Origin of the sequence: Actinomadura syzygii, from assembly GCF_008085905.1 — a bacterium.
Lineage (GTDB): Bacteria > Actinomycetota > Actinomycetes > Streptosporangiales > Streptosporangiaceae > Spirillospora > Spirillospora syzygii.
In genome coordinates this window covers 66,869-89,735 of sequence record NZ_VSFF01000001.1, presented here as the reverse complement: position 1 = coordinate 89,735, position 22,867 = coordinate 66,869, and the positions used below count along the sequence as shown (strand labels likewise).

Annotated in this window: 26 protein-coding genes and 3 tRNA genes; 23 read left to right on the top strand and 6 right to left on the bottom strand. The window is 70.4% G+C overall.

Annotated elements, in window-relative coordinates:
* Window positions 1-152 precede the first annotated feature (152 nt).
* Window positions 153-389, bottom strand: coding sequence for a hypothetical protein (locus FXF65_RS00555; RefSeq protein ID WP_148347531.1), 237 nt, complete (start codon window positions 387-389; stop codon window positions 153-155).
* 241 nt (window positions 390-630) lie between these two features.
* Between FXF65_RS00555 and FXF65_RS00550 the strand changes: the two genes are divergently transcribed.
* Together FXF65_RS00550 and FXF65_RS00545 are read left to right on the top strand one after the other, a co-directional pair.
* A complete protein-coding gene (locus FXF65_RS00550) occupies window positions 631-1,239 on the top strand; it encodes an SMI1/KNR4 family protein (protein ID WP_246198278.1) in 609 nt (202 codons plus the stop codon).
* Window positions 1,240-1,470: 231 nt separating this feature from the next.
* Entirely contained in the window at window positions 1,471-1,938 is a 468-nt protein-coding gene (locus tag FXF65_RS00545) for a hypothetical protein (RefSeq protein ID WP_222868297.1), read from the top strand.
* A gap of 305 nt (window positions 1,939-2,243) precedes the next feature.
* Here FXF65_RS00545 and FXF65_RS43400 read toward each other — a convergent pair whose 3' ends face one another.
* The 3 genes from FXF65_RS43400 to FXF65_RS43395 form a co-directional block, all read right to left on the bottom strand.
* Complete coding sequence (locus FXF65_RS43400; RefSeq protein WP_187412005.1) at window positions 2,244-2,408, bottom strand: hypothetical protein; 165 nt, start codon at window positions 2,406-2,408, stop codon at window positions 2,244-2,246.
* A 2-nt stretch (window positions 2,409-2,410) separates the two neighbouring features.
* Window positions 2,411-3,454: a glycosyltransferase family 2 protein gene (locus tag FXF65_RS00535; RefSeq protein WP_148347530.1), complete on the bottom strand. Its 1,044-nt coding sequence runs from the start codon at window positions 3,452-3,454 to the stop codon at window positions 2,411-2,413.
* 343 nt (window positions 3,455-3,797) lie between these two features.
* Window positions 3,798-4,502, bottom strand: a complete 705-nt coding sequence (locus tag FXF65_RS43395) for a class F sortase (RefSeq protein WP_281288866.1) — start codon at window positions 4,500-4,502, stop codon at window positions 3,798-3,800.
* A gap of 383 nt (window positions 4,503-4,885) precedes the next feature.
* On the opposite strand from FXF65_RS43395, the gene FXF65_RS00525 reads away from it, so the two are divergent.
* The 10 genes from FXF65_RS00525 to FXF65_RS00480 all read left to right on the top strand — a co-directional run bounded on the left by FXF65_RS00525 (window position 4,886) and on the right by FXF65_RS00480 (window position 10,905).
* A complete protein-coding gene (locus tag FXF65_RS00525; protein ID WP_148347528.1) occupies window positions 4,886-5,569 on the top strand; it encodes a helix-turn-helix domain-containing protein in 684 nt (227 codons plus the stop codon).
* A gap of 10 nt (window positions 5,570-5,579) precedes the next feature.
* On the top strand, window positions 5,580-6,023 hold the full coding sequence (locus FXF65_RS00520) for a hypothetical protein (protein ID WP_148347527.1): 444 nt from the start codon (window positions 5,580-5,582) through the stop codon (window positions 6,021-6,023).
* A gap of 68 nt (window positions 6,024-6,091) precedes the next feature.
* Window positions 6,092-6,814 carry a protein phosphatase 2C domain-containing protein gene (locus tag FXF65_RS00515; protein WP_246198277.1) on the top strand — a complete coding sequence of 241 codons (723 nt, stop codon included), beginning with the start codon at window positions 6,092-6,094 and terminating at the stop codon, window positions 6,812-6,814.
* 210 nt (window positions 6,815-7,024) lie between these two features.
* Window positions 7,025-7,097, top strand: a tRNA-Thr gene (locus FXF65_RS00510).
* A 306-nt stretch (window positions 7,098-7,403) separates the two neighbouring features.
* Window positions 7,404-7,477, top strand: a tRNA-Met gene (locus FXF65_RS00505).
* A 118-nt stretch (window positions 7,478-7,595) separates the two neighbouring features.
* Complete coding sequence (gene rpmG, locus FXF65_RS00500; protein ID WP_026404241.1) at window positions 7,596-7,760, top strand: 50S ribosomal protein L33; 165 nt, start codon at window positions 7,596-7,598, stop codon at window positions 7,758-7,760.
* A gap of 270 nt (window positions 7,761-8,030) precedes the next feature.
* Entirely contained in the window at window positions 8,031-8,468 is a 438-nt protein-coding gene (locus FXF65_RS00495; RefSeq protein WP_148347525.1) for a MaoC family dehydratase N-terminal domain-containing protein, read from the top strand.
* Window positions 8,468-8,893 (top strand): MaoC/PaaZ C-terminal domain-containing protein, encoded by a 426-nt coding sequence (locus FXF65_RS00490; RefSeq protein WP_148347524.1) that lies wholly within the window; start codon window positions 8,468-8,470, stop codon window positions 8,891-8,893. The genes FXF65_RS00495 and FXF65_RS00490 overlap by 1 nt, the downstream gene beginning before the upstream one ends.
* A gap of 88 nt (window positions 8,894-8,981) precedes the next feature.
* The gene (locus FXF65_RS00485) at window positions 8,982-10,049 is read left to right on the top strand and encodes a UDP-N-acetylmuramate dehydrogenase (RefSeq protein ID WP_148347523.1); all 1,068 of its coding nucleotides are present in this window, start codon (window positions 8,982-8,984) and stop codon (window positions 10,047-10,049) included.
* 274 nt (window positions 10,050-10,323) lie between these two features.
* Window positions 10,324-10,905 (top strand): TMEM165/GDT1 family protein, encoded by a 582-nt coding sequence (locus tag FXF65_RS00480; RefSeq protein WP_148347522.1) that lies wholly within the window; start codon window positions 10,324-10,326, stop codon window positions 10,903-10,905.
* 45 nt (window positions 10,906-10,950) lie between these two features.
* Here the strand turns inward: FXF65_RS00480 and FXF65_RS00475 are convergent, their stop codons facing one another.
* Window positions 10,951-12,018, bottom strand: a complete 1,068-nt coding sequence (locus tag FXF65_RS00475) for an adenosine deaminase (protein WP_281288853.1) — start codon at window positions 12,016-12,018, stop codon at window positions 10,951-10,953.
* A gap of 251 nt (window positions 12,019-12,269) precedes the next feature.
* Between FXF65_RS00475 and FXF65_RS00470 the strand changes: the two genes are divergently transcribed.
* The 3 genes from FXF65_RS00470 (at window position 12,270) to FXF65_RS00460 (ending at window position 14,652) form a co-directional block, all read left to right on the top strand.
* Complete coding sequence (locus FXF65_RS00470) at window positions 12,270-13,253, top strand: hypothetical protein (RefSeq protein ID WP_148347520.1); 984 nt, start codon at window positions 12,270-12,272, stop codon at window positions 13,251-13,253.
* Between the two features lie 133 nt (window positions 13,254-13,386).
* Window positions 13,387-13,896, top strand: coding sequence for a SigE family RNA polymerase sigma factor (locus FXF65_RS00465; RefSeq protein ID WP_246198276.1), 510 nt, complete (start codon window positions 13,387-13,389; stop codon window positions 13,894-13,896).
* A gap of 3 nt (window positions 13,897-13,899) precedes the next feature.
* On the top strand, window positions 13,900-14,652 hold the full coding sequence (locus FXF65_RS00460) for a hypothetical protein (protein WP_148347519.1): 753 nt from the start codon (window positions 13,900-13,902) through the stop codon (window positions 14,650-14,652).
* 170 nt (window positions 14,653-14,822) lie between these two features.
* Here the strand turns inward: FXF65_RS00460 and FXF65_RS00455 are convergent, their stop codons facing one another.
* Complete coding sequence (locus tag FXF65_RS00455; protein WP_148347518.1) at window positions 14,823-16,034, bottom strand: pyridoxal phosphate-dependent aminotransferase; 1,212 nt, start codon at window positions 16,032-16,034, stop codon at window positions 14,823-14,825.
* 266 nt (window positions 16,035-16,300) lie between these two features.
* On the opposite strand from FXF65_RS00455, the gene FXF65_RS00450 reads away from it, so the two are divergent.
* The 8 genes from FXF65_RS00450 (at window position 16,301) to FXF65_RS00415 (ending at window position 22,845) form a co-directional block, all read left to right on the top strand.
* Window positions 16,301-16,373 (top strand) — tRNA-Trp (locus FXF65_RS00450).
* 122 nt (window positions 16,374-16,495) lie between these two features.
* A complete protein-coding gene (gene secE / locus FXF65_RS00445) occupies window positions 16,496-16,753 on the top strand; it encodes a preprotein translocase subunit SecE (RefSeq protein WP_148347517.1) in 258 nt (85 codons plus the stop codon).
* Window positions 16,754-16,854: 101 nt separating this feature from the next.
* Complete coding sequence (nusG, locus tag FXF65_RS00440; RefSeq protein WP_378233142.1) at window positions 16,855-17,736, top strand: transcription termination/antitermination protein NusG; 882 nt, start codon at window positions 16,855-16,857, stop codon at window positions 17,734-17,736.
* A 138-nt stretch (window positions 17,737-17,874) separates the two neighbouring features.
* Window positions 17,875-18,303, top strand: a complete 429-nt coding sequence (rplK, locus tag FXF65_RS00435) for a 50S ribosomal protein L11 (protein WP_148347516.1) — start codon at window positions 17,875-17,877, stop codon at window positions 18,301-18,303.
* A gap of 142 nt (window positions 18,304-18,445) precedes the next feature.
* A complete protein-coding gene (rplA, locus tag FXF65_RS00430; protein WP_148347515.1) occupies window positions 18,446-19,162 on the top strand; it encodes a 50S ribosomal protein L1 in 717 nt (238 codons plus the stop codon).
* 141 nt (window positions 19,163-19,303) lie between these two features.
* Window positions 19,304-20,827 (top strand): class I adenylate-forming enzyme family protein, encoded by a 1,524-nt coding sequence (locus FXF65_RS00425; protein WP_187412003.1) that lies wholly within the window; start codon window positions 19,304-19,306, stop codon window positions 20,825-20,827.
* A gap of 136 nt (window positions 20,828-20,963) precedes the next feature.
* The gene (locus tag FXF65_RS00420) at window positions 20,964-21,830 is read left to right on the top strand and encodes an SCO4651 family lipoprotein (RefSeq protein ID WP_246198275.1); all 867 of its coding nucleotides are present in this window, start codon (window positions 20,964-20,966) and stop codon (window positions 21,828-21,830) included.
* Between the two features lie 127 nt (window positions 21,831-21,957).
* A complete protein-coding gene (locus tag FXF65_RS00415; protein ID WP_148347513.1) occupies window positions 21,958-22,845 on the top strand; it encodes an SCO4651 family lipoprotein in 888 nt (295 codons plus the stop codon).
* Window positions 22,846-22,867 lie beyond the last annotated feature (22 nt).

The window sequence follows — 22,867 nt, the reverse complement described above, 5'->3', positions numbered from 1 at the left end:
CCTCAACGCTGCGCCCGGCGCGGTGCGCGAGCTCGGGCGCCCTGCCGACCCGAGCCGCGGCTCAGCGTGCGTGCCCGCTCCGCTGGTCGTAGAGCGCCTTTGGAGGGATGGCTTGAGGTGGGGACCAGGTCGCGGCTCGTGCCGGTAGGGCGCTATTGGGGAATTGAATCTGATTCAATCGGGCAAGCATGCGCGCTGGCATAGCGTGAAGAGGCGAAATAGACCATCCCTCCGAGAAGTTCCATGGAGATGGCGATGGCGAACAATATTAGAACTACCCGGCTCGCCAACGCCTCAATGAGCCCGCCTCTTCGCAGGTAGAAAAACAAGAATACCAAAATCAGCAGCACGCCGATCGTCAGGCAACCTGCCTTTGCTAATGTGTTCACTCCCAAGATTAGCTTGCACATGAGCCTGCTCCGACTTGATTGATCGTTTGCGTTCGCGCCGAGGGCGGGTCACATCCTTCTCCTCGTAATACGTGAGCGCATCCATCGATAGACGTAGTGGGCTTACGTTAGTAGGGGCAGAGAATTCACACTGGACTACCAGGGGAAGAGGAACCGGAACCTTCATAACTGCCGAGGCTGACCAGCTAGGGCACTATGGGACCGTAGGGCGGTGGGCCCGATGGACGATCTTGCACTTGGCATACATGCGGACGGTTCCGGGTCTGGAGGTCCGGAGTGGTCGACGAGCGCCGTGCAGGGGCTTGACTGGCTCCGAGTAGTTCCGGTCCTGGATGATCGCCGTCGCCTCAGCCGAGTCACCAAACGGCGAGAAACCGACCTGGCAAGCGGTTGTGATTTTGAGCTCTACGACAGCTTCGAGGCACCGGAAAAGACTGCATGGTGGTTTCGGCTGTGGACCGGCAACGAGACGGTCGATGGCAGTGAGTTCCGCTTTTTCGGTACCACCGGAACAGGCGACTATGTTGGCTTCTGGCTCGCCCGGTCCGGCGAGCCGGTCACCAGGCAGCCGATTGTCTACCTGGGGTCCGAGGGTGAGCGCGGCGTGATAGCTCGCGATCTCGACGACCTGTTGTGGTTGTTCGCCGACGGATTCGGGCCGCAGGAAGCGTTCACCGACCCGAGTCGTACGACGGAGCCGAGCACGGCGTTCCAGGCGATCGCGGAACGGTACGCACCCGCGAAGCGCAGCCCTGCGACGGAGATCGTGGCGGAAGCGCAGAAGGAGTTCCCGGGCTTCTCGGAACTCATTGACGCGATGTGTCGCTAGGACTGGGCAGGCGTCGTGCGGCGTCTAGGCAATCACGCGGCTGCCCGCCACCGCGCTGTACGTGGTGGTCTTGACTTCGGCCGCGGGGCGGGGGTGGGTAGGACGCGGGCATCCTTGGCCACGCAGGGCTGAGGGCGGATCAGGTCTGGTCATGGGGCTGGGGCTGCTGTTGGATTCTTGAGCGTGGATGGTGCGGTAGTCGCTACGGCGGTTGGGGCGCTCTCTTCGCTTGTGGGGGTCACGCTCGGGGCGCTGGTTGAGCCGTTGAAGCTTGGCGCGGGTGAGCGGGCGCGGACCAGGCGAGATCGGACGGAGCGGTGTGCCGCTTACATCGAGGCGGCGACGACGGCTCGGGAGCGGCTGGTCGAGTTCAATGTGCTTCATCGTTTGAGGCAACGCTCACCTGACGATGCGCGGGCCGATCCGGAGAAGTATCTGGCGAGCACGGACGCGTTCTACCAGGCCCGTGCCTCGATGCGTCAGATTTTTGGGCTCCTGGTGATGAGTGGCCCGGAAGAGTTGGTTGAACGCGCCAAGCAGGTGCACAAGGCGGAGATGCAGCTCCATGCCCACCGTCGGGCAGTCAACGCGGACGACGCTTCTGGCGGTGGACTCCCGCCAGATGTGCTGGCGGCCGTGCGCGCCTTCGATGAGGCGATCGAGGAATTCGCGCGGGCTGCTCGCAAGCATGCCAAATGATGTGGCTCTGTGCGCAGGGGGAGATTCGATGATGAATGTTTTTAAAGATGATCGGTCGAATGGCCCTGGGCCGGAGTTGTTGTACATGGATGGGGCTTGGCGAGACCATGAGCGCTGGGCGATCACTAATACGATGATCGATATCGCTCCTACGCCTCCGCATCCGACTCTGCCGGAGCTGTAGAGCCGCCTGCCGGTGGCTGGTGGGTGAGCGGTTGGGGAGGAGTTGTTCGTCGCGATCGCGGCCGTTGTCGTTTAGGACGGGGGGAAGGCCGGGGCGGTCACGGGCCCCGGCCTTTGGCGTGTCAGCCCTTGCGGGCGGGGAGGATGCGCTTCACCGCGACGGCTGCGGAGATCAGCGTGAAAATGGCCAGGCCGAGCCAGACCGCCTGGAGTCCCAGCCACGGGGACGCTGCGGCGGCGCCGCCGAAGCCGGCGGCCACTCCGCCTACGGGAGGAGTGTTGTACATGGTTACCATTTCCTTTCTTTGCGCCAGGCTGCTTGCCAGAATGCACGTGCCTGGACGAACTGGAGGAAGACGTCGAAGACCATTTCGACGACGATCGTGGCGGCCAGCGCCATTTGGATGGGGCCGCGCAGGCGCACGGTCACCACTCGCTCGACCATGAAGATGACGGTGACGGCGGCCCAGATCGGGCTGAGTTTGATGCCGCCCAGCCAGATCGCCGAAAAGGCGATCGAGGAGAGGTAGGCGGTGATGACGATGATGCCGATCAGGGAGAGGAGTTGCCGGCCCCAGTACGGGCGGGTGATCGGCGTCCAGCCGTAGTCGACGAGGTTCTCTAGGGCGCCGCGTTTCCAGCGGAGTCGCTGTCTGGCCAGGTCTCGCCAGGTCGGCATCACCTCGGTCGTCAGCGTGCATTCCTTGGGGCACAGAATGCGGAAACCGAGATGCAGGATCGCCAGGGTGAGTTCGTTGTCCTCGGTCAGGACGCGGACGTCGTATACGTGCGGCAACCCGGGTAGGCGGCCTTCCTGGCGGGCCGCGACCACCTCCTGGAGGGTGGAGACGCGGAAGATCGTCGCGGTGCCGGTCAGGACCAGCGCCTTGCCCTGTAGTCGCCGGACATCCCGCGCGTACCGGGCGTACTCGTTGCGCTGGAACATGCCGACCGCGCCGCCGCCGGGCTTGCCGGTGAACGTCCCGCCGATGGCGGCGTAGCGGCCCGTGGCCAGGTACTCGACGCCGTTGCGGATGAAGCCGGGGTCGAGCGCCGAGTCGGCGTCCATCACCATGATCGCGTCGTCGGGGCCGAAGGCCGGGAGCAGCCGGTCGAGGACCTGGTTCAGCGCGCCCGCCTTCTTGTGCCGGTTCCCGTGCGTGCCGACGATCTCGACGCCGCAGCGCTGGGCGATTTCGGCGGTGGCGTCGGTGCAGTTGTCCGCGATCACGATGATGTGGTCGGGCGGACGCTCCTGCCCGCGCAGCGACTCGATCGTCTCGGTGATCTGCTCCGCCTCGTTGTGCGCCGGGATCAGGACGAGCACGCGCATCGCGTTCGCGTCGACGGGTGGCAGGCTGCGCTTTCCGTCGCGCTTTTCCCGGCGAAGTCGAGGGGCCCGTTGGACGAGTGGTGGCGCGCCTTCGTGTCGCTCGGTGAGGGGTGGAAATTCGTCCGGAACGGTTGTGGTGAGGGAAGGGAGCCGGTCGGGGGCGGTCACCGTGGGGGAGGAGACGGAGCCCTGGGCAGTTTCGGACGACAGATGTCCCGAGGCGGGAGCGTTCGGCTGTGCGGGACGTTCGCCGTTGACCGAATGAGCAAGCCGGTAGCGCCCGAAACGGTGTTCGATTGGCGGTCGCGGCATGGAGGCGTCGTGCTCGAAGTGGGGGGACACGTCAGCGGGCCCCCGCGCCGGCGCCGTTCGTCCGCACCAAATGGCCGTAGGCGATGACGTTGTCGGTGTAATGGCCGGTCCCGCGGTCGAATCGTCCGCCGCAGGTGATCAGGCGGATCGCCGCGTAGCCGGGATCGCCGTAGACCCGTCCCGTGGGGAACCGGTTCTTGTCGATGCGCTCGATTGAGTCGAACTCGAACATGACGGTCCGACCGTCGGAGCGGAGGACGGTCGCCTGGTCGCCGGGGCGCAGCTCGCCGAGCCGGTGGAAGACCGCCGGGCCGCGGGTGGTGTCCACATGCCCGATGATCACGGCGGCCCCGCGGCTGCCGGGTGCGGCGCCGAGCCGGTACCAACCCGCGTCCTGAGCCCGGCTGAGGGGCGGAGTCTCGACGGTTCGGTCGGCGTTCTGCGCGAGTGTCATCAGCGGCGTCCGGACACCGATCCGCGGCACGTCGAGACGCACCGGAACAGAAGGCGGCAGCGCGTCCGACCTCGGCGTCGGTGCCGCGGAAGGCTGCTGCGATGAACCCGGCGTCGGCGCGGCGGAAGGCTGCTGCGGGGAACCCGGGGTGGGCGCCGCGGGAGGTCGCCATGGGGTCGACGCCGACGAGACCGGGGCCGGAGGGGCGGCGGCAGGGCGGTCGCGGACCGCCTGTGCGATCAGGAATCCCGCGACGACCAGGCCGGTCAGCCCAACGGCCACGGCCGCGAGGACGCGCGCACGCAGACGACGATGCTCCACGAACGCTCCTCCGCGGCTCGGCCGATGCAGGTCAGTCGCGCCACGGAAGGTGGCGTTGATTTGACCGTAATGCCTGAAAGTGAAGGTTTAACCCCTCTGGTGGGTAAAGTCCCAGGTGAGCGGTATGTGACGGGTGTGGGAGCTGTCAGTCCGCGTGAGTCAACGCCATCTCCGACACCTCTGTGACCAGAGCCGCATAAGCGTGCTGACCTGCGCAGATGCCCTCCTGGTCGAAGAGGACGGCCGATGGAGTGCGGCAGCCGACGACGCAGTGCTTGACCTTGACGTTGCGTCAACGTCTGTAATGAGGGCATGCGGATCGGCGAACTGGCCGCGCTGGTCGGGTGTCCACCCGGACCGTCCGGCACTACCACCACCTTGGACTGCTGCCCGAGCCGGAGCGCCTGGCGAACGGCTACCGGGAGTACCGGCTGCGGGACGCCGTCCTGCTCGCGCGGGTGCGGCGGCTGGCGGAGCTGGGCCTCGCGCTGGACGAGATCCGGGACGTCCTCGCCGACGAGCGCGGCCGGGAACTGCGCGAAGTCCTGGCCGAGCTGGACGCCGACCTCGCACGCCAGCAGCAGGCGATCACGGCCCGCCGCGCCCGCCTCGCGACGCTCCTGGCCGATCCCGAGCTGAGCCCCGATTCGGCCGTGTCGCCCGAGATGGCGGACGTCCTCCGCGGGCTCCCGGGCGGCAGCGGGTCGCGGTTCGCCGAGCACGACCGGGAGATGCTCGCGTTCGTCGACACGGTCGCGGGCCCCGCCTCCGGTTTCGCGGACATGCTGCGTCCCCTCGTCGCACATGGTGCCGAGATCTACGCGCGGCTGGACGAGATCGCGGACGCCGCCCCCGACGATCCGAGGGTCGCCGAAATCGCGGAGACCTTCGCGGCGCTGCTGCCCGAGGAATTGGCGGCCGCGATGTCCGCGCAAAGCCCGGACGCCGCCTGGCTGGACGAGATGTCCGCCGCCCAGGCCGAGGTCTTCCGCCTCACCATCGCGATGTTGAAGGACCGGAGATGTTGAAGGACGGGAATTGCTGACGCGCGGCCACGCATTCCGGAGCGTCGTGGAACTGGTGCCCTACCCGGTGCGCAGGATCGTGGGATTCGACGCGAAGGGGCTGGTCAGTATCGTCCTGCTCGTCGCACGCCGCCGCCACGGAGTTCCGAAAGGCGCCTTCTTCGACCTCCGCGTGCCCCGCGGTTCGATTCTGGCGGTGCGGGTCGCGCGCAACTACGACGAGCGCGGAATGGTCAGGATCCGGGACGGGAAACTGTCGGTTGCGGTTGCCGCGCAGACGAACGTGATCGTGGAACTGGACGCGCCGATCTCGGTCGTCCGGCCGCTCGGCGGACGGGACACCGCGCGCACCATCCGCTTCTACGCCGACGATCCGGCCGCGTTGGCGACCGCCTTCTCGGAGGCGGCGAGCGCGCCGAAAATACAGGAGAGGGCAGGTCGGCGGGACGCGGGGTGAAGGTTTGATCTACCTCTGTCATATTGACAGGGCCACGAGGTAGACCTGCATATGTGCAGGTTAGTTATGTGAGTGAGGCGACCCCGGGACAGGAGAACGAGGACTTCGTCGCGGCGGGCCCCGGCTGGGTCGTGCTGCTGGACGGGGCCACGGCCCCGGCTGGGGTGGACAGCGGGTGCCGGCACAACCCGGCATGGCTGGTGCGCAGGCTCGGCGGGCAGATCGCGGCGCTGCTCGCGCTGGAGGACGGCAAGCCCCTCCCCGACATGGTGGCCGAAGCGATCAAGGTGACGGGGGAGGCGCACACGGCGACGTGCGACCTGCGGAACCCGGACAGCCCGTCCGCGACGGTGTCGCTGCTGCGCCGGCGCGACGACGTGGTGGAGTGGTTCGTGCTGGCCGACTCGCCGATCGTGGTGGACGTCGGCGAGGTTCGCGTGTTCCGCGACGACCGCCTCGACCATCTGCCCAGCTACACGCTCGAAGGCGTCCGCAAGGCACGCAACAGCCCCGGCGGGTTCTGGGTGGCGAGCACCCGGCCGGAGGCCGCGTACGAGGGGCTGACCGGAGAGGTGCCGGTCGCGGGCCTGCGCCGGGTGGCGGTGCTCAGCGACGGGGCGTCCCGGCTGGTGGAGCGGTTCGGCGAGCTGGACTGGGACGGCCTGCTCCGCGTCCTGGACGAGGAGGGCCCGCGCGAACTCGTCCGGCGGACGAGGCGGACCGAGGCGTCCGCGACCAGCCTGCGCGGAAAGCGCCACGACGACGCCACCGCCGTCCTCGTCCGCTTCTGACCGCCCACCCGCGCCCCTCTGGCGGGACGACCCGCCCGTTCCGCCTTTGGCCGGGCGGTCTGTGCCGGGCCTCAAGGGGATCGGGGACGCTCGTGAGCTGGGATCTGGACCGGCTCCAAGGCACCGCTTCGAAGCCCGTCCGGAGAGGGCGCAAAGGAGTTCGCGCCATGCGCTGGGGCCGTGTATGGTTTCACTGCGCGAACGTCGCAAGCCCCTTTAGCTCAGTCGGCAGAGCGTCTCCATGGTAAGGAGAAGGTCTACGGTTCGATTCCGTAAAGGGGCTCAACGGCACACTGCCCGTCAACGGCACACCGGCCGCCATCCGACAAGGACGGCGGCCTTCGTCGTCCCAGCGGGCCCGCGCTCGACCCCGCGCCGCGCGGCAGACCGATTCGCTCCATACCGGGGGCTGTGGTACCGTCCCACCGGTTCCGGCAGGACGTTTCGCAGGTCACCGGCGCACCCGGTATCCTGGACGGCGGTCCGCGGAGCACGCGAAACCGATTCCCGATCATCTTCCGGGTTTTCGTGTTTCCGGGGCGCGGTGCGCATCCGGTATCCTTGCAAACCGGTCCACACCGACCAGCACGGCGGGGTAGCTCAGTCAGGCAGAGCAAGCGGCTCATAATCGCTGTGTCGCCGGTTCAAGTCCGGCCCTCGCTACTACCCAAGGCTCTCCACCTCCTCCGGGAGGCGGGCGGCCGTGGGTCGAAAGACCGGCCGCCCACCCGGGCGGCCGCGGTCAGAAGTTCCTGTCCCCAGCTCAGAAAGGCACTCCATCGTGGCTGCCACCGACGTCCGGCCGAAGATCACGCTGGCCTGCCAGGAGTGCAAGCACCGCAACTACATCACGCGGAAGAACCGGCGCAACGACCCGGACCGCCTGGAGATCAAGAAGTACTGCCCCAACTGCAGGACGCACCGTCCGCACCGGGAGACCCGCTAGCCGCGGCACGCGGCCGCCGGTCATCCGGTCGGCCCGACCGCCCGCGAACGCCGAGCGGTACTTCTTCGCACGCTTGCCGTACCTGATCAGCCCGTCCCCGTGGGTGAGACCCGCCGGGGGCGGGCTGAACGTCATTCTGTTAGCGTCCGTCCGAGATGCGGCGGCGCGGCGAGACGCGACACGACGACGCACCGAGATGAACGCGACACGCGCGGCCAGGGCGGGCCTCGGCGGCCGACCGCCCCGGCCGGGCCGGAGGGACGGGACTGCATGGCACTCAACCGGGACTTCATCGGGCGGACGTTCCCGCCCAGCCAGCCGTACGAGGTGAGCCGGGTGAAGATCCGCGAGTTCGCGGACGCCATCGGCGACCAGAACCCGGTCTACCGCGACCAGGAGGCGGCCAAGGCCGCCGGGCACCCCGACGTGATCGCGCCGCCGACCTTCCCGATCGTCGTGTCCCTCGTCGACAACGGCCTCGCCGACCCCGGGCTCGGCCTCGACTACGCGATGGTCGTGCACGGCGAGCAGCGGTTCGAGTACACGCGCCCGCTCCGCGCGGGCGACGTCATCGTCTCCACCGGGACGATCACCGAGATCAGGTCGATCGGCAAGAACGAGAAGCTCGTCCTGGAAACGGAGATCAGGACGGTCGAGGGCGAACTCGTCTGCAAGTCCTACAACACCATCGTGGAACGGGGAGTCTGATGGCCGCGACCGTCAAGTACGCCGACGTCGAGGTCGGCACCGAGCTTCCGCTCCGCTCCTTCCCGGTCGACCGGGCGAACCTCGTCCAGTACGCGGGCGCGTCGGGCGACTTCAACCCGATCCACTGGCGCGAGTCCGTCGCGAAGGCCGTCGGGCTCCCGGACGTGATCGCGCACGGCATGTACACGATGGCGCAGGGCGGCCGGTTCGTCACCGACTGGGTCGGCGACCCGGGCGCGGTCGTCGACTACGGGGTACGGTTCTCCTCGCCGGTCGTCGTCCCCGACGAGGGCGGCGCGACGCTGGAGATCAGCGGACGGGTGGAGGAGAAGCTCGACGACAACAAGGTCGTCGTGGCGCTCACCGCCCGCTCGGCCGACCAGAAGGTCCTCACGCGCGCCAAGGCGGTCGTCAGGCTCGCCTGACCGGCACTGCGGACGCGACGCGCCGGGCCTGTCCGGGCCCGGCGCGCGGCCCGCGACCGGACGAGGCACGCAGGGGGAGGAAGACGACGTGGCGGTGTTCGCCGAAGACGTGAACCTGGCCGGGTACACCACGCTGCGCCTCGGCGGTCCCGCCCGGCGCTTCGTCGAGGCCACGACCGAGGCGGAGGTCGTCGCGGCGGTCCGCGACGCCGACGACGCGGGCGAACCGGTGCTCGTCCTCGGCGGCGGCTCCAACCTCGTGGTCTCCGACGACGGGTTCCCCGGGACGGTCGTGCACATCGGCACGCGCGGCGCCGAGCGCGTCGCCGCGGAGGGCGGACGGGTACTCGTCCGCGTCCAGGCGGGCGAGGACTGGGACCCCTTCGTCGCCCGCTGCGTCTCCGACGGCCTCGCCGGGGTGGAGTGCCTTTCCGGCATTCCGGGACGTGTCGGCGCGACGCCCATCCAGAACGTCGGCGCCTACGGGCAGGACGTCAGCGAGACGATCGTCGAGGTCCGCGCCTACGACCGGCACGCCCGCGCCTGCGTCACCCTCGACCACGACGCCTGCCGCTTCACCTACCGGCACAGCGTGTTCAAGGGCAACGACCGGTACGTCGTCCTGGACGTGACGTACGCGCTGCACGAGTCGGAGGAATCGCAGCCCGTCGCCTACGCGGAACTCGCGAAACGGCTCGGCGTCGCCACGGGGGACAGGGTGACGCTCAAGGAGGCGCGCGACGCCGTCCTCGAACTGCGGCGCGGCAAGGGCATGGTCCTGGACGCCGCCGACCCCGACACCCGCAGCGCCGGATCGTTCTTCACCAACCCGATCCTGGAGCCCGGCCAGCTCGCCGACCTGGAGCGCCGCGTCGCCGACCGGCTCGGACCGGACGCCGCGTTCCCCCGCTACCCGGAGATCGGCGACCGGGTGAAGACGTCCGCCGCCTGGCTGATCGACCGCGCCGGATTCGCCAAGGGCCACGCCCTCGGCCCCGCGCGGATCTCCACCAAGCACACCCTCGCGCTCACCAACCCGGGCGGCGCCACCACCGCGGACCTGCTCGCGCTGGCCCGCGAGGTCCGGCGCGGCGTCCGGGACGCGTTCGGCGTCGAACTGGTCAACGAGCCCGTCCTCATCGGCGTGACCCTCTGACCGCCGGACGCTCGACCGTCCGAGAAGGACGCCTGAGCTGTGACGATCCGCACAGCGCGGCGACCGGCCGGGGCTTGGTACGGTGGTCGGCGTCGAGGGGGAGTAGTCCTGATCGCGTGATCGACATGCTGGCGCCGCCGATGGCGCCCGGTCACGCGGGCCCCGATCTCTGATCGCGCGGACGAGACCCTCGGCCCAGCAGTGATGCTGGGCCGAGGTCGCATGCGCCAGCGCACTCCCGCCCTCCGCTCGGCATCCGAGCGAGAGGGAACCGGTGTCCGCCTTCCTCATCAGTCTGGCCGTGATCTTCGTCGCCGAGCTGGGCGACAAGAGCCAGCTCATGGCTATGACCTTCGCCACCCGCTTCCGCGCCCTCCCGGTGCTGATCGGCATCACGGCGGCGACCGCGATCGTCCACCTGGCGAGCGTCGCGCTCGGCGCGGCGGTCGGCGCCGCGCTCCCGACCGGACCGATCTCCATCCTCGCCGGGATCGCGTTCCTCGGCTTCGCGGCGTGGACGCTCCGCGGCGACGAGCTGGACGACACCGAACGCGACAAGGCCGGCCGCGCGACCGGATCGGCGATCCTCGCCGTCGGCGGGGCGTTCTTCCTCGCCGAGCTGGGCGACAAGACGATGCTCGCCACCGTCACCCTCGCCGCCGACCACGGCGGGTTCCTCGCCCTGACCGGCGTGTGGGCCGGGTCGACGGTCGGGATGGTCGCCGCCGACGCGCTCGCCATCGTCGTCGGGCAGATGCTCGGCCGCAAGCTTCCCGAGCGCGTCATCAAGTACGGCGCGGCGGCCGGGTTCGCGGTGTTCGGCGTCCTCCTCCTCGTCGAGGGCATCGTCGGCTGACGCGCCCCCGACCGCCGCGCCCCCGACCGCCGCGCCCGTGCCTGGCTAGGGGGTGGTCAGCCAGGCGTCGACGCCGGACAACAGGCGGCGGCGTATGCCGTCCGGGGCCGCCGACGCCCTGATCGACTGGCGGGCCAGCTCGGCCAGTTCGGCGTCCGAGAAGCCGTGCTCGCCGCGGACCAGCTCGTACTGCCGGGCGAGCCGGGCGCCGAACAGGAGCGGGTCGTCCGCGCCCAGCGCGATCGTCGCGCCCGCCTCGAACAGCCGCCGGACCGGGACGTCCGCCGCCGTCTCCGCCACCCCGAGCCCGACGTTCGAGGCCGGGCACACCTCCAGCGCGACGTCCCGGTCGACGATCCGGTCGAGCAGGCTCGGGTCCTCGACGGCGCGGACGCCGTGCCCGATCCGGTCGGCGCGCAGCGTCTCCACGCACTCCCGGACGCTGCCCGGCCCGAGCAGCTCCCCGCCGTGCGGGACGGACAGCAGCCCGCCCCGCGCCGCGATCCGGAACGCGCCCTCGAAGTCGTAGGCGCGTCCCCGCCGCTCGTCGTTGGACAGGCCGAACCCGACGACCCCGTCGCCCGCGTACCGGACGGCGAGCCGCGCCAGCGTCTTCGCGTCCAGCGGGTGCCGGGTCCGGTTCGCGGCGATCACCACGCCGATGCCGACGCCGGTGGCCTCGGTCGCGTCCCGGGCCGCGTCGAGGACCAGCTCGACGGTCGGGGTCAGGCCGCCGAACTTCGCCGCGTACCCGCTCGGGTCGACCTGGATCTCCAGCCAGCCGGACCCCTCCGCGGCCTCGTCCTCGGCGGTCTCGCGCAGCAGGCGGCGCAGGTCGTCCGGGGACTGGAGCACCGAGCGCGCGATGTCGTACAGGCGCTGGAACCGGAACCAGCCGCGCTCGTCGGTGGCGTGCAGGCGGGGCGGCCAGTCCTCGACGAGGGCGTCCGGCAGGTGGACGCCGTGCGTCGCGGCCAGCTCGACGAGCGTGGCGTGCCGCATCGAACCGGTGAAGTGCAGGTGCAGGTGTGCTTTGGGGAGCAGGGCCACGTCCTGGCGAGCCGAAGCGCGCGCGGCGCGCTCCCCGCGGTCCGGCGGTCGGCTGTCCTCCACCGGACGGGCTGAAACGGTACGGGCCTCCATGAGCCAATGCTGCCGGATCTTCGTCCCGCTCGAACCCCCGGCCCCTCAGGACCACCTGACCGGACTACCTCGCATGACACGCTCCGGCCATCCGGCCCATGGGCATCTTCAAAAAAACTTCGGAATCGCGTGCAACCCCCGCCGGGCACCGTGCGTATACGAGGGGCGCCAGAGAGAAACAAGCACACCCCCGCAGAGAGCACGGGCAGAAGGGATACACGATGATCACGCTGAAGGCAGCCTTGGTCGCGGCGTCCGCCATCGGGGCCGTCGCGGCGGGCGGCGGCGCGACGTGGGCGATGACCGGGTCCCACCACGACGCGGGCCTGCAGTCGCAGACCGCGAAGGCCCCCGCGCAGCAGCGCCAGGTCCAGGACGTCCCGCCCGCCGCCCCGCCGACCTGCCTGCCGGCGAAGCCCGGCCTGCCCGGCGCGAAGGTCCCGGACGCCGGCGCGGCGAAGAAGCAGGTCGAGCAGCAGCTCAAGCAGAACCCGGTCACCAGGGACCTGCCGAAGGGGCAGCTCCCGAAGACCGACAACCTGCCCGGCGTCCCGCAGGGCGCGCCGAAGCCGAACGTGCCCGGGGTGCCGAACGCGGGCGTGCCGGAGGCCGGCCTGCCGAAGGCGGAGCTGCCGAAGCCGGGCGTCCCCGGCGTCAAGGCCCCGGACGGCAAGCTCCCCGCGAACATCCCGACCTGCGTCCCGAACCCGAAGGACCTCGGCAAGAACGTCCCGGCCGCGCCGAAGCCCGACGCCCGCGTGCCCGGCAAGCCGGCCCTGCCGAACGCGCCGAAGCTCGACTGCGACGCGCTCAAGCCCGCCGTGCCGGTCGGTAGCGCGGTCGAGAAGACCGTCATGCTGGCGAAGGGCCTGCACTACACGTCGGCCGTCCCGGGCGGCGCCGACCTCGCCAAGCTGAACGTCTGCGGGGTCACCCAGAAGTGGGTAGGCGCGGCCGGGCAGTGGATCAGCGTCGAAACGCTGAAGACCCCCTCCGGGATGACGCAGAATCAGCTCCGCCAGGCGCTGAAGCTTCCCCAGGGCGGCACCCCCGTCAACCTGTTCGGCTCGGCCGGCTGGGTGGGCCCCGGCGGCAACGGCCTGCTCCTGTTCGACCCGAACGGCTACTCCCTGTTCGTCAACGGCAGCCCGGTCTTCGCGGGCAGCCTCCAGGACGTCACCGGCGCCCTGCGGCAGGCGGGCTGACGGGACGGACCCGGCACGCGCGCGGCCGCGCCGCGCACGTGCCACACGCAAGACGCGGGGCGGGCGGCCCTGGCGCGGAGGCCGCCCGCCCTCGGTACACGAGCCGGATCTGCTCTAGCCGGGACGGAGCACAGTGGGGCGTCGAGACGAGATGTCGTTCGTGGAGTTCGTGACGGAACGCGGCGATGCCCTGCTGCGCACCGCGGCGCTCATGTGCGGGGCCCGGCAGGACGCCGAGGACATCCTGCAGACCGCGCTGGAGAAGGCCTACCGCCACTGGGGGCGGCTGGAGGCCGGCAGCGATCCCGAACCCTACGTCCGCCGGATCCTGGTCAATCTCGTGATCAGCCGGGCCCGGCGGTGGAAGGTGCTCCGGGAGATCCACATGGCGAGGCTCCCGGAGACGCCGACGAACTCGCCGAACCACTCCGTCGAGCTGAGGGGGACGCTCATGGACGAACTGCGCAAGCTCGGCCCGCGCCAGCGGGCGGTGCTGGTCCTGCGCTTCTGGGAGGACCTGTCGGAGGCGGAGACGGCGGAGGCGCTCGGCTGTTCGGTCGGAACGGTCAAGAGCCAGGCGTCCCGGGGGCTCGCCAGGCTCCGGGAACGCCTCGACAAGAACCTGGCTCCACTGGGGAGATGAGCGATGGAACTGGAGAGCGAACTGCGGAAGGCCATGGCCGAGCAGGTGGCCGGGACGACCGCGACGCCGTCGCTCGTCACCGACGTGAAGCGCCGGCACCGCAGGCGGCGGGCGCGCGTCCAGGCGGCGGCCGGGGCCGTCGCCGCGTCGGTCGCCGCGCTCGCCCTGGTGCCCACCTACCAGTCGTTCCGGGCCGCACCTGCCGGGAACTCCGAGACGGTTCGTCCCAGCAACACCGTCTCGGCGCTCCGGATGCCGGAACGACCGCCTGCCCCGGGCCTTCCCCAGACACCGTCCGAACGGGGAAGGCCCGGGGCGGGAGCCCCGCCGAAGTCGGAGGGGCGGCCGCCGCAGGGCGGCGGGGGCGGGGGCCCGCGACGTCCCGGCGGCGGGGTCGTGGACGGCCTGCCGCGCTGGATCACCTACCTGCCGTCCGGGCTGGCCGCCGCCGCGCCCTGCGCCGCGACCGAGGCCGCCGGACGGAAGACCACGACGTGCCGCTGGGTCGGGGACGGCGGCTGGGTGGAGATCGTCCTCGTGAAGGGCGGCGGGTTCACGGGCCCGCAGGACCTCATGAAGTCGACCGGCATCCCCGGCCACGCGACCGTGCGGGGGATGCCCGCGCTGACCGGCGACCATGTCGGCTCCGGACGGCAGGTGTGCTGGCTCGCCCGGCGCGGCGTCGGCGTCACGGTCGCCGCGGGCGGGCAGGCCGCGGGCGACCTGATGCGCATCGCCGAAGGCGTCCGGCCGTGAGCCGGCATCGATAGAGCCCCGCTCCGGCGGGGCGTCCCGCGACGGAGAGGGGCCGCGCGCGGGACGTCCCGCCGGACATCCGGGAACGGGTCGTTCGAGGCAGCCCCGTTCCGCGAAAAGACCGGCCCCGGACGGCGATTCCGTCCGGGGCCGGTCTCTCGTATAAGGGGTCAGTTGGCCTCGGCGAGCAGCTTCGCGACGCGCGAGACGCCCTCGACGAGGTCGTCGTCGCCGAGCGCGTAGGACAGGCGGAAGTACCCCGGCGTGCCGAACGCCTCGCCCGGCACCAGCGCGACCTCCGCCTCCTCCAGGATCAGCGACGCCAGCTCCACCGACGTCTGCGGGCGCTTGCCGCGGATCTCGCGTCCGAGCAGCTCCTTGACCGACGGGTAGACGTAGAACGCGCCCTCCGGCTCGGGGCAGACGACGCCCGAGATCTCGTTCAGCATCCGCACGATCGTCTTGCGGCGCCGGTCGAACGCCTTGCGCATCTCCGCCACCGCCGACAGGTCGCCGGTCACCGCGGCGAGCGCGGCGGCCTGCGACACGTTCGCCACGTTGGACGTCGCGTGCGACTGGAGGTTCTGCGCGGCCTTCACCACGTCCGCGGGGCCGATCAGCCAGCCGACGCGCCAGCCCGTCATCGCGTACGTCTTCGCGACGCCGTTCAGGACGAGCGTCCGGTCGGCCAGTTCCGGCACGACGACGGGCATCGAGTGGAACTCGGCGTCCCCGTAGACGAGGTGCTCGTAGATCTCGTCGGTGACGACCCAGAGGCCGTGCTCGTCGGCCCAGCGGCCGATCGCCTCGACCTCGCCGCGGGAGTACACGGCCCCGGTCGGGTTGGACGGCGACACGAACAGCAGCACCTTCGTCCGGTCGGTGCGGGCCGCCTCCAGCTGCTCGACGCTCACCTTGTAGCCGGTGGTCTCGTCGGAGACGACGTCCACCGGGACGCCGCCCGCGAGCTTGATCGACTCGGGGTAGGTCGTCCAGTAGGGCGTCGGGAGGAGCACCTCGTCGCCCGGGTCGAGCAGCGCCGCGAACGCCTCGTACACCGCCTGCTTGCCGCCGTTGGTGATCAGGACCTGGGACGCCTCGACGCGGTACCCGGAGTCGCGCTCGGTCTTCTCGGCGACGGCGGAGCGCAGCTCGGGCAGCCCGCCCGCGGGCGTGTACTTGTGGAAGCGCGGCACCCTGCACGCGGTCACCGCCGCCTCGACGATGTAGTCGGGCGTCGGGAAGTCGGGCTCGCCCGCGCCGAACCCGATGACCGGGCGGCCCGCCGCCTTCAGCGCCTTGGCCTTGGCGTCGACGGCCAGAGTGGCGGATTCGGATATCGCGGCGATTCGCTTGGAGATGCGAGGACGGTCGATGCTCATGCCCCTATCGTTACAGACGCCGTTCACCGACCCGAGCGATATATCCGCGCCGGTGGGACGCCGTGCCCCCGGAGCGCCGCGCGGGCGCGGGCGGATCGTCCGCCCGGCTGGTTCGACGCGGGGGCCTCCGGCACGTAGACTCACCGTCCTAGTGAAGCGTCACCGGTATACGCGCCTGTCCGCACGCGGACGTTTGTGCAGGCCGTAAGCTGGGACGCGACACGCCCCGGTCCCGTGGCCGGGGGTTCTCCGCAGCCGGAGAATGAAGGGCAGTGGCTCAATTGGTAGAGCTCCGGTCTCCAAAACCGGCGGTTGGGGGTTCGAGTCCCTCCTGCCCTGCGAGGTGCGGTGCGCGCACCCGTACCGGCCGCGTCATGGCGGGTCCGTGGCGCTCCGCGGCACGGGACCGCGCGGCGACCACCCCGGTGGTTGGATCACGACCGATGAGGTGAACGGCGGCAATGGCGACAGAGACTCGCGACGAGCCCGAGGCCAAGGACGAAGGCAAGGGTAAGAAGGAGAAGTCCCCGTCCAGGCGGACGTCTCCCGCCCTTTTCGTGCGCCAGGTCCTCGCCGAGCTGCGCAAGGTCATCTGGCCGACCCGGCGGGAGCTCGTCACCTACACGAGCGTGTCCCTCATGTTCGTGCTGATCATGGTGGCGATCGTGTCCGGCGTCGACTACGGGCTGCAGAAGGGCGTCTACGCCCTCTTCGGCTGACCGGCCGACCCGGGCGACACCGACGACCGCGGCCGCCGAAGACCGGCCCGCCGCCGCACCAACGCAAGTCCATCACCGCAGAGCCGAGAGAAAGAGTCACTGTGTCCGAGTCCTCACAGCCCTACGACGAGGCCGTTGCCGAGGCCCAGTCCGCTGCGGCTGCTGCGGCGGACCAGGCGGCCGAGCCCGTCGACGAGACGGCCGAGGCCGTCGTCGCCGCCGGCGACGCCGAACCCGCGGACACCAAGCTCGAGGGCGAGGGCCCCGAGCCCGACGCCGCCGCGGACGCCGGCGACCTGGCCGACGTCGTCTCCGCCGAGGACGAGTCCGGCGAGGGCGCCGAGGAGGCGGACGAGGCGGACGAGGCCGAGGAGGGCCCCGCCGAGCCGCCCGTCGACCCGCACGCCGAGTTCAAGATGCAGCTCCGGATGCAGCCGGGCGACTGGTACGTCGTGCACTCCTACGCGGGGTACGAGAACCGGGTCAAGACCAACATCGAGACCCGTACCCAGACCCTCAACATGGAGGACTACATCTTCCAGATCGAGGTGCCTCAGCACGAGGTCACCGAGATCAAGGGCGGCAAGCGGCAGAAGGTCAACGAGAAGGTCCTGCCGGGGTACATCCTCGTCCGGATGGAGCTGACCGACGAGTCGTGGGCCGCCGTCCGCAACACCCCGGGCGTGACCGGGTTCGTGGGGCTGCTGAACAAGCCGTCCCCGCTGAGCCTGGACGAGGTCGCCAACCTGCTGGCCCCCGAGCCGGAGGAGGGCACCGCCCCGGCCAAGGAGGCGGCGAAGGTCGCGGCCACGGTCGACTACGAGGTCGGCGAGTCCGTCACCGTCATGGACGGCCCGTTCGCCACCCTGCCCGCCACGGTCAACGAGATCAACGCCGAGCAGCAGAAGCTCAAGGTGCTGGTGTCGATCTTCGGCCGCGAGACCCCGGTCGAGCTGAGCTTCAACCAGGTCTCCAAGATCTGACAGAGCCACTCCGCGCAGGTCGTATCCTGCACGCGAGTCGATGGTTTCAGGTGGTCCCCACACGGCGGGTCGTCCCGCCGCCGTGTTGCCCGCGAAGCGGGAGTCGGGATCAACATCAAATGGGACAAAGGGGTTCGTATGCCTCCGAAGAAGAAGATCGCCGCACTGGTGAAGGTCCAGCTTCAGGCCGGCCAGGCGACTCCGGCGCCGCCCGTCGGTACCGCGCTCGGTCCGCACGGCGTCAACATCATGGACTTCTGCAAGCAGTACAACGCCGCCACGGACTCCCAGCGCGGCAACGTCGTCCCCGTCGAGATCACCATCTACGAGGACCGGTCGTTCACCTTCGTCACGAAGACGCCGCCGGCCGCGCAGCTCATCCTGAAGGCCGCGGGCGTGGAGAAGGGCAGCGGCGAGCCGCACAAGACCAAGGTCGGCTCGGTCACCCGCGACCAGATCCGCGAGATCGCGACCACCAAGATGCCCGACCTCAACGCCAACGACCTGGACGCCGCCGAGAAGATCGTCGCGGGCACCGCGCGGTCGATGGGCATCGAGGTCAAGTGACCGCACGTCACGGCGCCCGGCGCCGTGACGGCGAAACGTCCCGCGGAACCGTCCGCGGGGCTGTGGGAGGGCCATCGCGCGGCCCGGACCACGACTCTCACCGAACGGGCCCCGACCACGGGCCCACACCAAAGGAGAGACGATGAAGCGCAGCAAGGGCTACCGCTCCGCGTCCGACAAGATCGACCGGGACCGCCTGTACAGCCCGATCGAGGCCGTGAAGCTGGCCAAGGAGACCAAGGTCGTCAAGTTCGACCCGACCGTCGAGGTCGCCATGCGGCTGGGCGTCGACCCCCGCAAGGCCGACCAGATGGTGCGCGGCACCGTCAACCTGCCGCACGGCACCGGTAAGACGGCCCGCGTCCTCGTGTTCGCGGTCGGCGCGAAGGCGCAGGAGGCGGAGGCGGCGGGCGCCGACCTCGTCGGCTCCGACGACCTGATCGAGCGGATCCAGGGCGGCTTCCTGGACTTCGACGCCGTCGTCGCGACGCCGGACCAGATGGGCAAGGTCGGACGGCTCGGCCGGGTGCTCGGTCCGCGCGGCCTGATGCCGAACCCGAAGACCGGCACGGTCACGATGGACGTGGCGAAGGCCGTCACCGAGATCAAGGGCGGCAAGATCGAGTTCCGGGTCGACCGGCACGCGAACCTGCACTTCATCATCGGCCGCGCGTCGTTCGACGAGCGCCAGCTGGTGGAGAACTACGCGGCCGCCGTGGACGAGATCCAGCGGTTGAAGCCGTCCGCCGCGAAGGGCCGGTACGTGAAGAAGGCGGTGCTGACGACCTCCATGGGGCCGAGCATCCCCGTCGACCCGAACGCCGTCCGCAACCTGACCGCGGAGCTGGACGAAGCCTGATCCGGCACGAGCGACTCATCGAACAGGGCGTCCCCGGCGGGGGCGCCCTGTCCGCTTTCCGGCCGCCGTCCCGATGCGCGGGACCGCGCGCCGCCCGCCAACCGGACGACTGGTAGATTCAGGAGTCCGGGAGGGGGAGTGGTGGACGGTTCACGGCATCGGCTCTACGACGTCCTCGACGGTGCGGCGGAGGACGTCCCTGACGCTCCGGCGCTGTCGGTCGGGGCCACGACCTGGACGTTCCGCGAGTTGCGCGCCCGGACGGACGCGCTGAGCGCCCACCTCGCCGCGAGCCTCCCGGCCGGGACGCGGGTGGCGCTGCTGTCGCACAACCGGCCCGAATACGTGGCCGCCTACTACGGGGTTCCGCGGGACGGCCGCGTCCTGGTGCCGCTGAACCAGCGGCTGCATCCGCGCGAGTGGGCGGACCAGATCGTCCGCAGCCGCGCGGGCGTCGTCCTCGGCGAGGCCGATCTGCTCGACCGGCTGGCCGCCGACGGCGATCTGCCCGCCGATCACCTTCCGCTCATCGACCTGGACGACATCCCCTGGGACGCTCCGCCCGTCGAGCCGTCCCGCGCGGACGACGGCGAGGTCGCGTGGCTGATGTTCACCAGCGGGACGACCGGCCGTCCGAAAGGGGTGCGGCTCACGCACCGGAGCCTGCTCGCGGGCATCGACGTGTCGGCGGCCGGACGTCCGGTGCGGCCGGGCGACGTGTTCTGCACGCCGTTCCCGCTCTGCCACGTGGCGGGCTACCAGGTCATGCTGCACCACCTGTTCGGACGGCACGCCGTGGTGTTGCGCCGGTTCCGCGCGGACGCCCTGGTCGGGGCGGCGCGGCGGCACGGCCTCACCAGCCTGTCGCTGGCCCCGACGATGCTGGAGGACCTGCTCGCGCACGTCGCGGCCGACCCGGCGGCGGCCGCCGCGCTGCGCGGGACGCTCCGGGTGATCTCCTACGGGTCGGCGCCGATGCCCGTCCCGCTGCTGCGCCGCGCCGCCGACCTGCTCGGCTGCGACTTCAACCAGGGCTTCGGGATGACGGAGCTGTCCGGCAACGCGACGTTCCTTTCCCCCGCCGACCACCACGCGGCGATCACGACCCGGCCCGAGCTGGCGGAGTCGGCGGGACGTCCGACCGGCGGCGTCGAGATCGCGGTGCTCGGGCGCGGCGGCGAGCACCTCCCACCCGGTGCGCTCGGCGAGGTCGCGGTGAAGGGCGCGCAGGTCACGACCGGCTACTGGGACGATCCCGAGGCCACCGCCGAGGCGTTCGCGGACGGCTGGTTCCGCACCGGCGACGCCGGGCGCGTCGACGAGGACGGCTACCTCTACCTGGTCGACCGCCTCAAGGACGTGATCATCACGGGCGGCGAGAACGTCTCCTCGCGCGAGGTCGAGGACGTGCTGCGGACCGTCCCGGGCGTCGCGCAGGTCGCGGTCGTCGGCCTGCCGGACCCGCGCTGGGGGCAGACGGTGTGCGCGGTGGTCGTCCCGGACGGCGGCGCCGCCGTCCCGCCCACTGCGGACGACCTGATCGCCGCTTGCCGGGCCCGGCTCGCGGGCTTCAAGGCGCCGCGCCGCGTCGAGTTCGCCGACGACCTCCCGCGCACCGGCACCGGAAAGATCCGCAAATCCGTGCTGCGAGCGCGCCTCGGGTAGTGCCGGGCGGCGGGTGCGGTGCTACGCCGATGGTCGTACCGCGCGGACGCCCATTCGTACCAACGGGTGATGTAGCCGCCGCCGGGATCCCGCGACACTGGGAACACCAGCAGGCGATCAAGGAGGCTCTACCCTCATGAGCTCGACCCGCATGAACCGACGACTCGTGGTGGCGGCCGGAGGCGCGGCGGTGGGCACCGCGCTCCTCCTGTCCGGATGCAACGGGGACGGCACGGCGAACACCGAGAACATGAAGCTCAGTGCCGCTGACGCACTGGCGAAGACGTCCCAGAAGGCGGGGCGCGCGGACAGCTTCAAGGCCGACCTCACGGTGACGGGCACCGGCCAGAACAAGGGCGAGGTCCACGCCGACGGACGGTTCCAGCTCCGCCCGACGCTGAAGTTCAGCGCGAAGCTGGACCAGTTCAGCAGCAACGGGCAGACCGTCCCGGGCGCGAAGGGCCAGGCGCTCCTCACCGACAACGTCCTGTACGCGAAGGTGCCGCAGCTCGCCCGGTTCGTCAGCGACGGCAAGCCGTGGGTGAAGGTCGACCTGAACCAGATGGCGCAGCGGACCGGGTTCGACCTGAAGAGCGTGGTCGACCAGATCCAGCAGGTCGACCCGGCCGAGCAGACGAAGATGTTCACCGGCTCGAAGGACGCCCGCCGCGTCGGCACCGAGACGATCGACGGCGTGAAGACGACGCACTACAGCGGCACGGTGACCGTCCAGGACGCGCTGAACCGCCTCGACGCGGACGCCCGCCAGAAGGTCGAGAAGTGGCTGCCCAAGGATCGGGCCAACGGTAAGATCAACTTCGATCTGTGGACGGACGGCGACAACCTCCCGCGCAAGCTCGTCTCGAAGGCGTCCGACAAGCAGGGCGACTCGGGCACCGTGACGGTTCTCTACAGCGACTACGGAACGTCGTTCAAGGTGAACCCGCCGCCGGCCGACCAGGTGGGGCAGCTCTCGCTCGACGGGATCCTCGGCGGCAACTGAAACCGGGACACACCAGGACGGAGTGAACCACAGCGGTCTACCTGGCGTCTGATCTAGCATCGGCCCGGACCCCCGGGCGTCATTTCGGAGCGGACCGGGGGCGACCAGACCAAGGAGACCTTCCACGATGATCCGTCGTTTCGCCGTAGGAACGGCGCTGGCGACCGGCCTCGCCCTCTCGTTGACCGGCTGTCTCGGTGACACCGGCAACAAGGTGGACGAGGCCGGCAAGAACCTGAAGCTGACCGCCGCCCAGGTGCTCGGCAAGGCCGCGGAGCGGACCGGCACCGCCGACTCCTTCAAGGCCGAGCTGTCGATGCAGGTGAGCGGTTCGGGCGCCGGCGACGTCTCGGCGACCGGAAGCATGCAGTACCGGACGAAGCCCGACCTCGCCTACAGCATGAACTTCGACACGATGACGGTCGGCGGCAAGTCGACGGGCGGCATGCAGCAGATCCTCGTCGGCCGCACCATGTACATGAAGATGCCGATGCTGTCGCAGCTCGGCGGCGCGACCGGCGCCAAACCCTGGTTCAAGATCTCGCTCGACGACCTCGGCAAGAAGTCCGGCATGAACCTCGACCAACTGCTCAGGCAGTCGCAGCAGATGGACCCCGTCCAGAACACGAAGATGCTGACGGCGTCCAAGGACGTCCGCGAGGTCGGCAAGGAGACGGTCGACGGCGTCCAGACGACGCACTACACCGGCACCTACCGCATCGAGGACGCGATCGCGAAGCTCCCGGCGGAGGACCAGGAGACGGTCCGCAAGAACGCCGGCACCGCGGGCCTCGACGGCATGAACTTCGACCTCTGGGTGGACGGCCGGCAGCTCCCCCGGAAGATGGCGCTGAAGTCGAAGCAGACGGCCCAGGCCGGCGCCACGAACCTGACCATGACCTACCGCGACTTCGGCAAGCCGGTGCAGATCAGCGCGCCGCCGGAGAGCGAGGTCACCGACTTCGGCCAGCTCCTCAACGGGCTCGGCGGCGGCGGTGGGATCCCGGGCACCTGATCCCGGCGGGACGAGACGTCCG

Coding starts and splice junctions, on each gene's coding strand:
- FXF65_RS00550 (WP_246198278.1), top strand. CDS start 631: ATGGACGATCTTGCACTTGGCATACATGCGGACGGTTCCGGGTCTGGA.
- FXF65_RS43400 (WP_187412005.1), bottom strand. CDS start 2,408: ATGTACAACACTCCTCCCGTAGGCGGAGTGGCCGCCGGCTTCGGCGGC.
- FXF65_RS00535 (WP_148347530.1), bottom strand. CDS start 3,454: ATGCGCGTGCTCGTCCTGATCCCGGCGCACAACGAGGCGGAGCAGATC.
- FXF65_RS00495 (WP_148347525.1), top strand. CDS start 8,031: ATGGCACTCAACCGGGACTTCATCGGGCGGACGTTCCCGCCCAGCCAG.
- FXF65_RS00490 (WP_148347524.1), top strand. CDS start 8,468: ATGGCCGCGACCGTCAAGTACGCCGACGTCGAGGTCGGCACCGAGCTT.
- FXF65_RS00470 (WP_148347520.1), top strand. CDS start 12,270: ATGATCACGCTGAAGGCAGCCTTGGTCGCGGCGTCCGCCATCGGGGCC.
- FXF65_RS00460 (WP_148347519.1), top strand. CDS start 13,900: ATGGAACTGGAGAGCGAACTGCGGAAGGCCATGGCCGAGCAGGTGGCC.
- FXF65_RS00455 (WP_148347518.1), bottom strand. CDS start 16,034: ATGAGCATCGACCGTCCTCGCATCTCCAAGCGAATCGCCGCGATATCC.
- secE (WP_148347517.1), top strand. CDS start 16,496: ATGGCGACAGAGACTCGCGACGAGCCCGAGGCCAAGGACGAAGGCAAG.
- rplK (WP_148347516.1), top strand. CDS start 17,875: ATGCCTCCGAAGAAGAAGATCGCCGCACTGGTGAAGGTCCAGCTTCAG.
- rplA (WP_148347515.1), top strand. CDS start 18,446: ATGAAGCGCAGCAAGGGCTACCGCTCCGCGTCCGACAAGATCGACCGG.
- FXF65_RS00420 (WP_246198275.1), top strand. CDS start 20,964: ATGAGCTCGACCCGCATGAACCGACGACTCGTGGTGGCGGCCGGAGGC.
- FXF65_RS00415 (WP_148347513.1), top strand. CDS start 21,958: ATGATCCGTCGTTTCGCCGTAGGAACGGCGCTGGCGACCGGCCTCGCC.